20 protein-coding genes and 1 other RNA gene are annotated in these 14,241 nt (G+C 37.0%); 14 read left to right on the top strand and 7 right to left on the bottom strand.

From position 1 onward, the window contains the following. Positions 1 to 10 precede the first annotated feature (10 nt). The 3 genes from ABGX27_02730 to moaA are packed head-to-tail and all read right to left on the bottom strand — an operon-like array spanning position 11 to position 1,527. Positions 11 to 307 (bottom strand): YtxH domain-containing protein, encoded by a 297-nt coding sequence (locus ABGX27_02730; GenBank protein MEO2068406.1) that lies wholly within the window; start codon positions 305 to 307, stop codon positions 11 to 13. After that, entirely contained in the window at positions 307 to 555 is a 249-nt protein-coding gene (locus ABGX27_02725) for a hypothetical protein (protein MEO2068405.1), read from the bottom strand. The genes ABGX27_02730 and ABGX27_02725 overlap by 1 nt, the downstream gene beginning before the upstream one ends. Next, on the bottom strand, positions 556 to 1,527 hold the full coding sequence (gene moaA, locus ABGX27_02720) for a GTP 3',8-cyclase MoaA (protein MEO2068404.1): 972 nt from the start codon (positions 1,525 to 1,527) through the stop codon (positions 556 to 558). 66 nt (positions 1,528 to 1,593) lie between these two features. On the opposite strand from moaA, the gene ABGX27_02715 reads away from it, so the two are divergent. The 3 genes from ABGX27_02715 to ABGX27_02705 all read left to right on the top strand — a co-directional run bounded on the left by ABGX27_02715 (position 1,594) and on the right by ABGX27_02705 (position 4,553). Then, positions 1,594 to 2,160 (top strand): TetR/AcrR family transcriptional regulator, encoded by a 567-nt coding sequence (locus tag ABGX27_02715; protein MEO2068403.1) that lies wholly within the window; start codon positions 1,594 to 1,596, stop codon positions 2,158 to 2,160. A 70-nt stretch (positions 2,161 to 2,230) separates the two neighbouring features. After that, a complete protein-coding gene (locus tag ABGX27_02710; protein MEO2068402.1) occupies positions 2,231 to 3,304 on the top strand; it encodes a type IV pilus twitching motility protein PilT in 1,074 nt (357 codons plus the stop codon). 28 nt (positions 3,305 to 3,332) lie between these two features. Beyond that, a complete protein-coding gene (locus tag ABGX27_02705; GenBank protein ID MEO2068401.1) occupies positions 3,333 to 4,553 on the top strand; it encodes a type II secretion system F family protein in 1,221 nt (406 codons plus the stop codon). 13 nt (positions 4,554 to 4,566) lie between these two features. On the opposite strand, the gene ABGX27_02700 is transcribed toward ABGX27_02705, so the two are convergent. Continuing rightward, positions 4,567 to 5,778, bottom strand: a complete 1,212-nt coding sequence (locus ABGX27_02700; GenBank protein ID MEO2068400.1) for a U32 family peptidase — start codon at positions 5,776 to 5,778, stop codon at positions 4,567 to 4,569. Between the two features lie 73 nt (positions 5,779 to 5,851). Between ABGX27_02700 and waaF the strand changes: the two genes are divergently transcribed. From waaF to ssrA, 3 genes are all read left to right on the top strand, one after another. After that, entirely contained in the window at positions 5,852 to 6,844 is a 993-nt protein-coding gene (gene waaF / locus ABGX27_02695) for a lipopolysaccharide heptosyltransferase II (GenBank protein ID MEO2068399.1), read from the top strand. 50 nt (positions 6,845 to 6,894) lie between these two features. After that, positions 6,895 to 8,091, top strand: a complete 1,197-nt coding sequence (locus ABGX27_02690) for a methionine adenosyltransferase (protein ID MEO2068398.1) — start codon at positions 6,895 to 6,897, stop codon at positions 8,089 to 8,091. A gap of 85 nt (positions 8,092 to 8,176) precedes the next feature. Beyond that, positions 8,177 to 8,528, top strand: a transfer-messenger RNA (tmRNA) gene (gene ssrA / locus ABGX27_02685). Position 8,529: 1 nt separating this feature from the next. Here ssrA and ABGX27_02680 read toward each other — a convergent pair. Further along, the gene (locus tag ABGX27_02680) at positions 8,530 to 9,201 is read right to left on the bottom strand and encodes a hypothetical protein (protein MEO2068397.1); all 672 of its coding nucleotides are present in this window, start codon (positions 9,199 to 9,201) and stop codon (positions 8,530 to 8,532) included. 128 nt (positions 9,202 to 9,329) lie between these two features. Here ABGX27_02680 and ABGX27_02675 point away from each other — a divergent pair, with 128 nt between their 5' ends. Genes ABGX27_02675 through ABGX27_02640 form a run of 8 tightly spaced genes read left to right on the top strand, consistent with a single transcriptional unit; the run spans position 9,330 to position 13,336 of the window. Continuing rightward, complete coding sequence (locus ABGX27_02675; protein ID MEO2068396.1) at positions 9,330 to 9,923, top strand: 50S ribosomal protein L25; 594 nt, start codon at positions 9,330 to 9,332, stop codon at positions 9,921 to 9,923. Beyond that, positions 9,920 to 10,489 (top strand): aminoacyl-tRNA hydrolase, encoded by a 570-nt coding sequence (gene pth, locus ABGX27_02670; protein MEO2068395.1) that lies wholly within the window; start codon positions 9,920 to 9,922, stop codon positions 10,487 to 10,489. The genes ABGX27_02675 and pth overlap by 4 nt, the downstream gene beginning before the upstream one ends. A gap of 12 nt (positions 10,490 to 10,501) precedes the next feature. After that, the gene (rpsF, locus tag ABGX27_02665; GenBank protein ID MEO2068394.1) at positions 10,502 to 10,885 is read left to right on the top strand and encodes a 30S ribosomal protein S6; all 384 of its coding nucleotides are present in this window, start codon (positions 10,502 to 10,504) and stop codon (positions 10,883 to 10,885) included. Further along, the gene (gene ssb / locus ABGX27_02660) at positions 10,885 to 11,262 is read left to right on the top strand and encodes a single-stranded DNA-binding protein (protein MEO2068393.1); all 378 of its coding nucleotides are present in this window, start codon (positions 10,885 to 10,887) and stop codon (positions 11,260 to 11,262) included. The genes rpsF and ssb overlap by 1 nt, the downstream gene beginning before the upstream one ends. Positions 11,263 to 11,274: 12 nt before the next feature. Continuing rightward, positions 11,275 to 11,517 (top strand): 30S ribosomal protein S18, encoded by a 243-nt coding sequence (rpsR, locus tag ABGX27_02655; GenBank protein MEO2068392.1) that lies wholly within the window; start codon positions 11,275 to 11,277, stop codon positions 11,515 to 11,517. Next, positions 11,517 to 12,326, top strand: coding sequence for a hypothetical protein (locus ABGX27_02650; protein ID MEO2068391.1), 810 nt, complete (start codon positions 11,517 to 11,519; stop codon positions 12,324 to 12,326). The genes rpsR and ABGX27_02650 overlap by 1 nt, the downstream gene beginning before the upstream one ends. Then, the gene (gene rplI / locus ABGX27_02645) at positions 12,307 to 12,759 is read left to right on the top strand and encodes a 50S ribosomal protein L9 (GenBank protein MEO2068390.1); all 453 of its coding nucleotides are present in this window, start codon (positions 12,307 to 12,309) and stop codon (positions 12,757 to 12,759) included. The genes ABGX27_02650 and rplI overlap by 20 nt, the downstream gene beginning before the upstream one ends. Before the next feature lie 49 nt (positions 12,760 to 12,808). Then, positions 12,809 to 13,336, top strand: coding sequence for an S-adenosylmethionine decarboxylase (locus ABGX27_02640; protein MEO2068389.1), 528 nt, complete (start codon positions 12,809 to 12,811; stop codon positions 13,334 to 13,336). On the opposite strand, the gene rsmI is transcribed toward ABGX27_02640, so the two are convergent. Together rsmI and ABGX27_02630 are read right to left on the bottom strand one after the other, a co-directional pair. Beyond that, positions 13,313 to 14,173 carry a 16S rRNA (cytidine(1402)-2'-O)-methyltransferase gene (rsmI, locus tag ABGX27_02635; protein MEO2068388.1) on the bottom strand — a complete coding sequence of 287 codons (861 nt, stop codon included), beginning with the start codon at positions 14,171 to 14,173 and terminating at the stop codon, positions 13,313 to 13,315. The genes ABGX27_02640 and rsmI overlap by 24 nt on opposite strands. Further along, a partial coding sequence (locus ABGX27_02630) for a Rid family hydrolase (protein MEO2068387.1) occupies positions 14,152 to 14,241 on the bottom strand: 90 nt, incomplete at its 5' end. The genes ABGX27_02630 and rsmI, both read right to left, overlap by 22 nt.

Below are 14,241 nucleotides of genomic sequence, written 5' to 3'. Positions count from 1 at the left end.
AGGGGGCTAATTATTTTCCTCTTTGAATAGCTTCTTCCAGCTTTTGAATCTTTGCTTCAACCTCTTCAAGTATATTCTTCTTTTCTTCTTCACTCATAGCTTCTTCACCAGAAGTTAAAAGAATATTTATTGCTTCTGAGATTTCCTTTACAAGATTTTTAGCCCTTTCTGGAAGATCGCTCTCCTTTATTTGCTCTTGAAGTTCATCTATCTTCTTAAGTATCTCCTCTTTTCTTGTAGTAGCAACATATGCAGCTCCTGCTCCGAGAATTGTTCCAAGTAGAAACATTAAAGAACTTCTTTTCATTACTTACCTCCTTTCTTGATTTTCCTAACTAAAGAAGCTATTCCATAAACGGTTTTTAACGTTTCCTTTGTACCTGAAAAGATTTCTTTAAACTCCTTGATGTTTGTTTCCAAATCTCTCTGTAGTTTTAAAATATTCTTTTCTACCTTTTTTATTGCTGTGAAGAAAGCTACGGCAAGACCAATAAATCCCAAGGTAATAATCATCATGCATGTTGCTATGATTGCTAGAGAAATCTCTACTACCATTTAACCTCCAATAGTAAACATTTTCCTCGTACATCCTAACCTTTCAAGAGCTTCTATACCATTAATACCTGTTTTCTCTAAGATAGCCTCTGCTATTACTTTTCTTAAAGCGTTTCTCCTGTAATTAGAACTTCTAATTACCTTTTTTAAGTCTATTTCTTTATCGTTCATAAGGCAAAGTCTTAATTTTCCATCTGAAGTTAATCTTAGACGGTTACAAGAAGAACAAAAATGTTCACTGACAGAAGGTATAAAACCTATCTTAGCATTAGTTCCTTCTATACGAAACGATTTGGCAGGACCGTTTTTCCTTGACTTTGTAGGGATTAACTTTCCGAAAAGATTTTCTATTTTTTCCCTTATGTGAGAAACAGGGATAAAGTTCTTTTTAGAGAAAAACTTTCCTCCAACAGGCATAAGTTCTATAAACCTTACTTCAATTCCAAAATTTTCTGAAAGTTTTATGAAATCTTCTATTTCGTTTTCGTTAAAACCTTTTATTAAAACTGTGTTTACTTTTAGAGGAGTTAGATCGTTTTCTATAGCGGTTTCGATGCCTTTTAAGATCTTGAATAAAGTTTTCTCATCATTTGTTCCAGTAATAAAGGCAAACTTTGAAGGGTTAAGTGTATCTATACTTACGTTAACTCTGTTAAGTCCATTAGCTTTTAGGATTTTTGCTTTTTCAAAAAGCAAGAAACCATTAGTTGTTAAGGAAATGTCTTCTATTTCCTCGAGTTCTCTAAGCTGGGCTATTAAGTTTTCCAATCCTTTTCTTATAAGTGGTTCACCACCTGTGAGTCTTACTGCTTTTACACCAAACTCTGTAAAGACTTTTACTATTTCGGTAATTTCTTCATACCTTAATATTTCATGATGAGGAATAAAATCTTTTATTCCCTCAGGCATACAATACTTGCAGCGAAAATTACATCTATCGGTGACAGAAATCCTCAAGTAAGTTATCTTCATTAAGCACTCCAAAAGGGAATACTGATGTATATAATAGCACAACCTTAATTAACTTGGGGGAAACTTTTGAAAGAAAGGATCTTGGAAGCTGCTGAGAAAGTTTTTTCTGAAAAAGGTTTCTATGATGCCAAGATCTCAAAGATTGCAGAGATTGCAGGCGTATCCGTTGGAACCATTTACAGATTTTATAAGAGTAAGGAAGAACTCTACGGGGAAGTAATAAAGAAAAAATTAGTCGAAATGGAAAATAGGGTTAAGAAAGCCATTGAGAATAAACCTCCAGTAGAGGCTTTATCCGCCTATGTAAGTACTATTCTTGATTTTTTCTCTGAGGAAAAAAATTTCTTCGAAATATTTATGAGAGAACTTGGAAGTTCTTTTATCATAGATACAGAAAGATTTAACCTTTCTTTGTGGTATAGAGATTATGTAAATGAGTTATCTGGAATAATAGAGAAGGGTGTAAAAGATGGTATTTTCAAAAATTACAGTCCACAAGGGGTTTTTTTGTTGATTTCTGGAGCGCTTGCAAGTATCAACTACTTCCGCCTTAAAGAGTTTATCAGTTTAAGATCTGAAGAAGTAAAGAAATTAATTTTAGATGTAGTTTTAGAAGGACTTATAAAAAAATAGGTTATTATTAGGTTATTTCAGATTATCTGTCTGTTATAATTTAGAAAAAAAACAAAGGAAGGGTTGTATTATGGCATTAAGTATTATCAATATGTTAAAGGAAACAGTGGAAAGAAAAGGTTCTGACCTTCACATTGCAGCCGGTAGTCCACCAAGACTAAGAGTTCATGGAGATCTAATTCCTCTTGAACATTACGGGGTTCTATCTGCATCCGATACGAAACAGCTAATCTACAGTGTTTTGACAGATGCCCAAAAGAAAAGACTTGAGGAAGATTTAGAACTTGATTTCTCCTTTGGTATCAAAGGAGTGGCAAGATTCAGAGGAAACGCTTACTATCAGAAAGGAACTCTTGCAGCAGTATTTCGTTTAATTCCATATGAGATACCAAGATTTCAGGATTTAAACCTTCCTCCTGTAATTGAAACTTTTGCCCATAAAGATAAAGGGCTTGTTCTTGTTACAGGTCCAACAGGTTCTGGTAAATCTACAACTCTTGCTTCTTTAATAAACATAATAAATGAAACTTATCCTTACCACATTATTACTATTGAGGATCCAATAGAATTTGTATACGAACATCAAAAATCTATGGTTTCTCAGAGAGAACTTGGAGTAGATACGAAGTCTTTCGCAAACGCTTTAAGAGCAGCCCTTCGTGAAGACCCGGACGTTATCCTCGTTGGTGAGATGAGGGACCCGGAAACGATAGAAGCAGCCCTTACAGCAGCTGAAACTGGTCACCTTGTATTCTCCACTCTACACACCAACTCTACGATAGAAACAATAAACCGTATAGTTGACGTATTCCCACCAGAAAAGCAAGCCCAGGTTAGAACTCAACTGTCCTTCGTTCTCGTAGGTGCAGTCGCCCAAAAGCTTCTAAGAAGGAAGGATGGTAAGGGAAGAGTAGCTGCTGTGGAAGTGTTTATTCCAACGCCTGCTATTAAGAACCTAATCAGGGAAAATAAGTTACATCAGATATATTCACTAATGCAAACAGGACAAGCTACAACAGGAATGATAACTATGAACCAGTCTTTAGCGAAGCTATACGCGGAGGGAATTATTGACCTAGAAGAAGCAAAGAAGGTTTCTCCAGATGTAAAAGAACTCGAGTCTCTTATAAGAACCTTTAGGTAAGACCCGGTTAATTTATTGAGGTAAAAAAATGCCTATCTACTCTTATGTTGGTAAAGATATTTTAGGAAGGAAGCGAAAGGGAAAAGTCGAGGCGGATAACCTTGAACTTGCAGAAAACATTGTTCGGTCTAGGGGAATTATTTACATTGAAAGTTTAAAAGAAGATAAATCTATCTTTAATACAGAACTCAAAGTTCCAATATCCTTTGGTAAAAAGATAAAAGGACAGGATATTCTTATTTTTACCCGTCAGCTCTATGCAATGGTTCAAGCAGGAATTTCCCTCGTTGCTGCCCTTAAAGTTATCAAAGAGCAGGTGACAAACCCTGAACTAAAAAATATTGTAGAAGACTTAGCTTCTCATATAGAAGAGGGAGGAAGATTTTCTACAGCTTTATCAAAGTACAGAGATGTTTTCGGAGATCTATACATAAGCATGATAAGAGCGGCAGAAGAAGCGGGAACTCTTGATACAACTCTTGGAAGGCTTGCCGATTACATAGAAAAAATAGAAAAGTTGAAGGGAAAAATAAAAAGTGCGATGTTCTATCCTGTTTTTACTCTTATAATAGCTACAGTAATAGTAGTTGGTATTCTAGTATTTGTAATACCGACCTTTAAGAACCTTTATGCAAGCTTGGGAGGTCAACTTCCTGCTTTAACCCAGATGATCATAAAAGCCAGTGATTTCCTACGGAACTACGTTGGTTGGGGTATTGTAGGTCTAGTAGTTTTCATTATCATATTTAAGAGATTAAGAAGAATAGAAAAAATCAAATTCTTCTTAGATCAACTCATTCTCCGAGTTCCAATATTTGGTGAGTTAGTCTTAAAGTCAAGTGTAGCAAACTTTTCAACAACCTTATCTTCTATGATTGCAAGTGGAATTAACATACTTGATGCACTAGACATTGCAATAGATACATCAACCAACGAAGTTGTAAAAAAGGCAATAAGGAACGTGAGAGATCAGGTAGAAAGGGGAGTGAGTCTCTCTATAGCCCTTGCAAGGAATAAAATATTCCCCCCAATGCTTATTAACATGGTTGCAATTGGAGAGGAAGCTGGAACACTTGACGAAATGCTGGCAAAAGTCGCAGAGTTCTACGAAGAGGAAGTTGACAGAACAGTTGACGGTCTGACATCTCTCATAGAACCTATGATGATGCTTTTCATTGGAGGAATTATTGGTTTCATTATAGTTGCTATGTATCTACCTATCTTCAAGATGGGAGAACTTATGAAATAAAGGAAGGAGGAAGTTAAACCTCTTTCCTTCTTAAGATTGTATTTTCTGAAAGAGAAACTGGTTGATTAAACTCTATCTTAGCAAGTTGGTTAGGATGAACAACTTCTACTGCTTCTTCTTTTTCACCTTTTAGGAGACTTATTTTCTCTATTTTTGCTCTGAAACTTTTGGCACTTGGAGTAAAAATTTCCACTTCATCGCCTCTTTTAAATTGGTTTCTAACGTTCCATATTCCGTCTTTAAACACTGCCAAAAACTTGTAGTTTCTAATGTAAGAACTTGTTTCGTAATGTTGAAGGATTTCTTCGTTTTTATTTAGAAAACCAGTTGTGTAGGGTCTGTGACTAACTTTTGTAAGTTCTTCTAAAAGAAGGGGTAATTCCTCTTTAAACTTTTCCCTATCTTTTTTTAGAAGGTCAACAGCTTTTTTATAAACGCTTGTTGTAACAGCTACGTAATATGCACTTTTTACTCTACCTTCTATCTTCAGAGAATCAACACCAGCATCTAAAAGTTCAGGAAGTAAAGGTAAAGCACATAGGTCTTTAGAGTTAAAGATATAAGTTCCCTTCTCATCTTCCTCTATTGGCATATACTCACCTGGTCTTGTTTCTTCGACAATGTAGTACCTCCATCTACAACTTTGGGAACACGCCCCTTTATTACTGTCTCTTGTAGAAAGGTAATTTGAAAGAAGGCACCTTCCAGAATATGCCATACACATTGATCCATGGACAAAAACCTCAATTTCCATTTCAGGAACAAGATCTTTTATTTCCTTTATCTCGTCTATTGAAAGTTCCCTTGCAAGAACTATCCTTTTCACTCCAAGACTTTGATAAACCTTCACAGCTCTATAATTTGTTGTATTTGCTTGAGTACTGATGTGAACATCAATTTCGGGGGCTTTCTCCTTAACAGTTGCAAGAACTCCTAAGTCTGAAACTATGAAAGCGTCGGGAGAGAGGTCTTTTACTTTATCGATAAATTCCTCTATCTTCTCAAAGTCGCTATTTCTCGCAAAGGCGTTTAGAGTGATGTAAACTTTTTTTCCCTTTTTATGGGCATATTCTATACCTTCAGCCATTTCGGTAAGAGTAAAATTGTTTGCTTTTGCTCTAAGGTTAAAATCTTTTCCTCCTAAGTACACGGCGTCAGCTCCAAAATCAATTGCAAACTTTAACTTTTCCAAATTTCCAGCAGGAGCGAGAACTTCTGGCTTCATTTTATCTCCTTCTAATGTTTTCAAGATGAGAAAATAAATTTTGAAAATTCAAAATCAAGTATAGGGAGTAAAAATGAGAATTCTCATTTTTCAGACAGCTTTTTTAGGAGATCTAATACTTACTTCCCCTTTAATAAAATCTGTAAAAAAGACGTTTAAGAATGCTACTTTATCCATTGTTGTAAGGGAAGGATTTGAATCTGTGTTTGAAGGGTTTGAGTATGTCTCCGAAATAATTCCCTATAATAAAAAAGGTGTCTTTTGGTTTGCGGATCTTCTAAAAGAGAAAAAATTTGATTTCGTTTTTTCTCCTCATCGTTCCCATAGAACTTCCTTTATTCTTTTTTTAGCCAAGATAAAAAGACGTATCGGTTTTAGTAATTCAGGTTTTAGCTTTCTATATACCGATAAAGTTAAGTATCGTCAAGGAGAAGGAATTCATGAGATTGATAGGAATTTAGACCTTCTTCTTACTCTAAAAAGAGAATATGATGTTGTAGTAGATAAAGAACCTGAACTTCCAATAGATAAGAATGAGTCGGAAAAAGCTTTAAGGAAATTTAATTTGGAAAAGCCCTACATTGTTCTTTCTCCGGGTTCTATCTGGAAAACAAAGATGTGGTTGCCAGAATACTTTGGTGAAGTCGCCAAATTTTTTGAAAGGGAAGGAGTCAAAACAGTTCTTGTAGGTTCAAAAAAGGACGAAGAAGTGTGCAAGAAAGTTTTTCAAATATCAAGAAATAGTCTAAATCTTTGTGGAAAAACGACTTTAAGGGAATTCTTTTCTATTATAAAGGAGGCACAGCTTTTGATATCAAACGATTCAGCCCCCATTCATGTTGCTTCTTGTTTTAACACAAGGACGATTGCTATCTTTGGGCCAACGGTTCCAAAGTTTGGTTTTTATCCTTACAGGAATGGAACTGTCCTTGAGGTGGAAGATTTACCTTGTCGTCCGTGTGGTATCCACGGTGGAAGGAGGTGTAAAGAGGGACACTTTAAGTGTATGGTGGAGTTAAAGCCTAAGAAAGTTATAGAGAAAACAATAGAATTTTTAAATTTTTAAGTTTTGATGTATATTTTCCTATCCCAAACAAAATTTTAGGAGGCAGTTAAATGAACATAAGAGTTACTCCTCTTGATACTCAGCCGGTTTATGAAGCTGAAATTGAAATTGTAGAAAGAAAAGGTATTGGTCATCCTGACACAATCTGTGATGCTTTAGCTGAGAAGCTTTCTGCAGAGCTATGCAAATTTTACTATGAAAAGTTTGGATTTGTTCTCCATCACAACGTTGATAAAAACCTCCTTGTTGGTGGAAAAGCTATTCCAAAGTTTGGTGGTGGAGAAGTAGTAGAACCAATAGAAATATTCTTGTCCGGTAGAGCTATTAAAGAGTATAAAGGGATAGAAATTCCAGTAGATGAAATTGCAGTTGAAAGTGCCAAAGAATGGTTGAGAGAGAACATTCACGCTATTGATGTTGAGAAGCATGTAAGGATTTGTACTTATATAAGACCGGGTTCTGTTGATCTTGTTGACATATATATGAGAAAACTAAAAGAAGGAGTTCCTCTTGCCAATGATACCTCCTTTGGAGTTGGATATGCTCCATTTGATGATGTAGAGAAAATAGTCTACGCTATTGAGGAGAAACTTAACAGTAAGGAAATGAAGAAAACTAATCCGGAAATCGGGGAAGATATAAAGGTAATGGGCGTCAGGATTGAAGATAAGATAAAAATAACGATAGCTTGTGCTTTTGTTGATAGGTTTGTAAAGGATATTAATGATTATGTAGAGAAGAGGGAGAACGTTAGAAAGATTGCCCTCGAAGTTGCTAAAGGTTTAACAGATAGAGAAGTGGAAATTCATGTTAACACTGGTGATGATGTTGAGAATCAAAATGTCTATATAACAGTTACTGGGACATCGTCTGAAGCTGGAGATGATGGAGAAGTAGGTAGAGGTAATAGGGTAAATGGCCTAATTACTCCTTATAGACCCATGAGCTTGGAAGCAGCTGCAGGAAAGAATCCAATTACCCACGTTGGAAAGCTCTATAACATTACTGCCAACGAGATAGCAAAGTTCGTGGTTGAAAACATAGAAGAAGTAGAAGAAGCTTACTGTTATATGGTAAGCCAGATTGGAAAGCCTATTAATGAACCTTTGGCAGTTGATGTTAAAGTTAGAAGCCAAGGGAATCCAAAAGATTTTCAAGAAAAGATTGAGGAGATTGTGAAAGACTGTCTTGCTGATATGAAGAACATCTGGAAAAAGCTTGTAGAGGGAGAAGTTCTTGTCTATTAATAGACGCCCCTCCTTTGCGAGGGGCTTTTGCAAATTTGCAAATGAAGATTAAATGACTATATTTTAGTGTTGGACAGTTGAATATGGGGGTGAATGGTTTCGACGGGGATGCAATGGCTTAGGTAGCGGCAGGCCGAGGAGCCAACCTCGTAAAAAAGGCGCTCAAAATAGCTGCCAACGAAGAACTCGCTCTCGCCGCCTAATTAACGCGGCGACGTCCCCTGGGGTTTCGCCTGTCGGCTCCAGGTAGGGCGACAAAGAGACGGGCTGGGCTGTATCCCTTGCCCTCGGGGAACAGCCGAGATTTAAGAGGGCTGGATCTGGGGCGCCTGCCCGTGGGCTAACCTCAGAGCGAGAAGCCAAAACACGGGCTAAGCCTGTAGAAGCTACCTGAGCCGCATCTCCGGACGCGGGTTCGAATCCCGCCACCTCCACCAATTAAAAATCTTCCAACATACTCTCAAAATCTTTTATTCCAACAGCTACTTTCCTGTCTGGAAAAACAAAAATAGGTGCTCCTGTTATTCCGTACCTTTTCAAAATTTCTGCTACAGTCCAAGCTTTCAACTTTCCTAAATCACAAACTTTAAGGTTATCCTTTGTTTTAAATAGAGTGTTAATAGATCTTTTTGTACATATTACATCAGCAGCGGCGTTAACTTCTTCTTTTTTAAAGCCAACCATTACAAAGCTAATTTTAAATCGCTTGCTAAGTTTTAGTAGTTTTCCCTTATTTTTTTTGCAGACCTTGCACAGAGGATTGGTAATTACTAGAATTTCAGGTCCTTTACCCACCGAAAGTATTACATTTCTTTTTAAAATTTTGTATTCTTTCTTACTAAGAACTAAGGGAGGTACTCTAAGCAAAATACCTTCAATTAGATACTTTTCATTAAGAGAAAGGAAAAATGTTTCGCCTTCTACTGTCTTTACCTTACATAGAGGGAAGTCTTTAACTTCTTCTACTTCTTTTACAACAAGCTGAGCTTTTGAAATTCTATTTAGTATAGACTGAACCTTAGGAAGTGACGGACATTCTGCAAAGGTACCGTTTGTTAAGAGCAAAAATGCTGTTAGTGTAAGAAAGTTTCGCTTCCCTTTCATGCTCATGATTTTAATTATAACCTATTCTTCTCTTTACTTTCTGGAAAGACTTTTATATTTTTCCCTTGACAATTTTTTGTTTTCAATGTAAATATTGCCTGCTTTCCCGCGAAAACAAAAGATAGGAGGTCAGTATGAAAGTAGTAAACCTGAAAGCTACCCGCAGAGAGAAGACAGGGAAAGGGGTAGCAAGAAAACTACGCAGGGAAGGCCTTCTGCCAGCCGTTATCTACGGTGGTGGAAGACCAGAGGCAACACACATTGCCGTTCCTGCAAGCGACATTAGAAAGCTTAAGCACCACCACGGTCTCATCAAGCTTGACATTGAAGGCGAAGAGAGGATGTGTATCCTCAAGGACATCCAGTACAACTGGCTTGGAGATGTTCTAATTCACGTAGACTTTCAAGAAATCAAGATGGACGAGACTATTACAACAGTTGTTGAGCTTGAGTTTGTAGGTACACCGGTTGGAGTGTCTGAAGAAGGTGGTGTCTTAGAAATCATGAAAAGGGAAGTTGAAATTGAAACACTTCCAAACAACATTCCTGAAAAGCTTGTTGTGGATATTTCCAACCTTCGTGCGGGAGATGCCCTCCACGTTGGAGACTTGCCTACTCCAGAAGGGGTTAAAATTGTTGATAACCCAGAAGAAACAGTTGTTGTTGTAGCTGAGCCAGAGGAAGCTGAAGCTGCTGAAACCGAAGAAGAGGCTACAAGCGAACAATGATAAAGCTGATTGTAGGGCTTGGTAATCCTGGTAAGAAGTACGAAAATACGAGACATAACGTCGGCTGGATGGCGCTTGATAGATTAGCATTAAGGTTAGGGGTTTCCTTTTCAAAAGAAAAGTTTAAGGGAAAGTTATCGGAAATTTCCCTTGATGATGGAAGAAAGGTTTTTCTATTAAAACCTCTAACCTTTATGAACCTAAGTGGAGAAAGCGTTGGAGAGCTTGCAAGGTTTTACAAGCTACAGCCACAGGAAGTTCTTGTGGTCTATGATGATCTTGACTTACCTTTAGGCAAGCTTCGTTTAAGGCTTAAAGGAAGTAGCGGTGGACACAAAGGTGTTTTGTCTATAGAGAAACACTTGGGAAGTAGAGAATTTCCAAGGTTAAGGATTGGTATAGGAAGACCTCTTACAAAAGAAGAAGTGGTTGATTACGTTCTTTCTCCTTTTGGGAAAGATGAACTTCCTATCTTGGAAGAGTCTTTAGAGAGAGCGGTAGACTGTTTAGAAGAGATTTTGAAAGCTAAGGAAATTACCAACAAAATCATGAGTAAATGCAACTAAACGGAGGTGAGAATGAGGGAGTACTATTACGAAATGGTTTACATACTAAGACCAACAATGTCTGATGAGGAGATTGAGAAGGGAATAGAGAAAGTTAATTCCTACGTTCAAAGATACAACGGAGAAGTTCTTCTTATTGATAAGTGGGGAAGAAGAGAACTCGCTTATCCAATCAACGACTATGATAAGGGATACTACGTTCTTGAGTACATAAGAACAAACGACAGAGATTTTGTTAAAAATATGGAGAACTTCTTTAGAATTAATGAGGACGTTCTAAGATTTCTAACCTTCAGACTTAAGCCTTCTGAAGTTAAAGAGCTAAAGGAAAAGCTTGCTGCAAAAGAAACTAAAAAAGAAGAGGCGGCTTCTAACGAGAATAAGGGAGAAGAGTAATGGCTAGTTTAAATAAAGTTTTCCTTATCGGAAGACTTGTTGCTGACCCAGAACTCTCCCATACCCAAAATGGAACACCGTTTACAAGGTTTAGGATTGCTGTTAACAGACCTTACAGGGATAGATCTGGAAACTGGCAAGAAGATACAGTATTTATTGATATAGTGGTATGGGGAGAAGCCGCCGATAGGGCAGTGAGTAGGTTTAATAAAGGAACAAGAGTTCTCGTTGAAGGAAGACTTCAACAAAGAAGCTGGGAAACGGAAAGTGGAGAGAAGCGTTCAAAAATAGAGGTAAGGGCTGAGAGAGTAGTAGCGCTTGATCCAAGAAGGGAACTTGACGAAAACATTGAAGAAATTGATGATATTGAATTCTAAAGGAGGTAAGCAATGAGCAACGCTTTGCCACAAAGAAGATTTGTAAGAAGAAGAAAGTACTGCAAGTTCTGTGCTGAAAAGATAGAGAAAATTGATTATAAGAATATTGAGCTTCTAAAGCCTTTTATTTCTGAAAGAGGAAGAATTATGCCTAAGAGAATTACAGGTGTTTGTTCTAAGCACCAAAGACAGCTTGCAAGAGCTGTAAAAAGAGCTAGACATCTTGCTTTACTACCGTTTGTGAAGATAGACTAATGGGAAAGTACAAGCTACCAGTTTTTTATTTGGGTTTTGTAGTGTTAACGGGAGCCCTTATGGGCATAGAGGCTTTAGTGCCTCTTGCTCTAGGGCTTTCGTTGTTTATTCCAGCCCTTGCGTATTTGGTAAGTAGGGATTTAGGGGTTTCCCTTGCTTTAGGAATTTCGTTTTTTGGATTGGGTGCAGTTTGGTTTTTGGAAAGCTGGAAGATAGCTATGGAGATAGCTTCTTTTCCATTATTTGGAATTTTGGCAAGGATTTCAAAAGGGAAACTTAAAACGGAAAATCTTATTCTCGTTCTTTCCTTTATCTCGTTTGGAATGACGGTTATTGAGGACTTCTTTGTAGGTTTACCAGAAGAAGTCCAAACTCTAACCTGGTTTCTGAAGCTAAAGTGGGGACTTTACTTTTTCTCTTCTGTTGTAATATCAGCGATTTCTGTTGGAATTATCTCTGTAGTTTCGAAAGAAGATTTTGAATTTAAAAAACTTAAATTTAACTTTTGGTTGATTTTGGTGTTCTTAGTTTTTGGTTTCTTAACCATTATCGGTTGGAACGAAACTTTAAGATTGGTAGCAGGAAACTTTTTGATAGGAATACTTGGTATTTTTGTTGTTCAAGGTTTTTCTATCTTTTCTCATGTTTTAGATAGGTTATCCTTTTGGGCAAAGCTTCTGATGTTTGCTGCTATTGTTTTCTTCCCAGTAGGAGCTGTCATAACGGCGGCGTTAGCCGGAATTTTTGATTTCTGGTTTGACTTTAGAAAACTTAACAAGGAGGTAGGAAATGGAGATCATCTTACTTAGAGATATGGAAAACCTTGGAAAAGTTGGAGATATCGTCAGAGTTAAAGATGGATATGCAAGAAATTATTTGATCCCTTCTGGAATTGCTCTTCCAGCTACAAAATCTAACATTGCAAGAGTTAGAAACGAGCTTAAGGCTCTTCAAAAGAAAGTCCAAAGAATGATTGAAAGATACAAAGAACTTGCTGAGAAACTATCCTCTGCAAGAATTGTTATTGAACATGAAGCTGGAGAAGAAGGAAAGCTCTTTGGTTCTGTTACAACTTCTCAAATTGAGAAAGCTTTACACAAAGCTGGATTTGAGGACGTTGAAAAGAGACAAATAGTTCTCGAGAAACCTATTAGAGAAGTTGGAACATATGAAATAAAAATCCATCTTTTTAAAGATATAGAGGCTACTATTACTGTTGATGTTGTTCCTTTAAAGAAGTAATGTGATTTTGCCCCTTTATGGGGGCTAACCTACCTTTTGGAGGTTTGCCATGGAATTTGTGGGTAGACACGTAATGATGGATGCCATTGTTAAGGATATTGGAAGAATCAATGCTATTCAGCCTATCTATGACTACATGGAAGAACTTTCAAGACAGCTTGATATGACTCTTGTATATCCTCCTATTGTTGCAAGATTTCCTTTTGCTCAGTCTGAGCTTGAACAGTTTGTTAAGAAGCTTTCTGAGGAGAACGTAAAGAGCAAGACTTTGGAATTTATGGAAGAAACCCTAAAAAGAAGAGCTACAGAAGATAGCGGAGTTTCTGGAGTTTCTATATGGCTTGAAAGCCATTGTACCATTCATACTTGGCCTGAAGACAAGTTCTTCAGCTTAGATGCTTACAGCTGTAAAGACTTTGACCCAATGGTAGCTTTTGAGTTAACTATTAAATGGTTTAACGTCGAATACGCTTCTTTCGTCGATGTGGAAAGGTACGTTGGAGGACCTTGTGTAATTAAAGCTTATGAATACAAAAATGGAGAGCTTATCCCTCTAACTCCTTCTATTTCCAAATAGTTCTAACCCTTTCCTATAGACTAAATTCTTTGGGAGACCTGTCAGCTTGCAGGTCTCCTTTACAGCTTCTTTCAAACTCTTTCCTTCTTTCAAAAACTTTTCAAGGATACTTTCAAAATTTTCTGCATTTTCATTTTTTTCTTTTTTTTCAGGGTAAAAGAGAATAACAAATTCTCCCTTTAATTTTCCTTCCTCTTTTAGTTTTCCCAATACTTCCCTTGGAGTTCCTTCTAAAAACTCCTCATTGATTTTTGTTATCTCTCTATAAACGCCAATTTTCTTTTCCTTAGAGATTTGACTTAAAAATTCTAAAGTCCTTTCCAAACGGTGAGGAGACTCAAAAGCGATGACTGTATAAGGGAGTTTTACTACTTCCTCTAAGGTTTCCTTTAGTTTTCCCTCTTTTCTTGGTAAAAAGCCTATGAATAGGAAACGGTCAGTGGGAAAGCCAGAAGCAGATAAAGCAGCAGTAATAGAAGAAGGACCGGGAATTGGGACAACTTCTATACCATTTTCTCTAGCAAGTTTTACAACTCTAAATCCTGGATCGCTTATACACGGAGTTCCAGCGTCACTTACAAGAGCAATATCCTTACCTTTTAGAAGATCTTTTACTAGCTTTTCTGCTACTTCTCTCTCGTTATGTTCGTGGTAAGAAACAAGTTTTTTATTCTTTATAGAAAAGTGATTAAGTAGTTTTAGCGCTCTTCTTGTGTCTTCGCAGGCAATAATATCTACTTCTTTTAAAGTATTAATCGCCCTAAGGGTGATATCTTCAAGATTTCCTATTGGAGTAGCTACAATGTATAACTTTCCTATCCTTTCTGAGCTATGCATTCTATCTCCACTTCGGCATCAAGTGGTAATTTTGATACTTCTACGACAGACCTTGCAGGTTTAACAGG

Source organism: Desulfurobacteriaceae bacterium (assembly GCA_039832905.1).
Taxonomy (GTDB): domain Bacteria; phylum Aquificota; class Aquificia; order Desulfurobacteriales; family Desulfurobacteriaceae; genus Desulfurobacterium.
The sequence above is the reverse complement of the archived record's forward strand: the minus strand, read 5'-3'. Positions and strand labels throughout refer to the sequence as shown.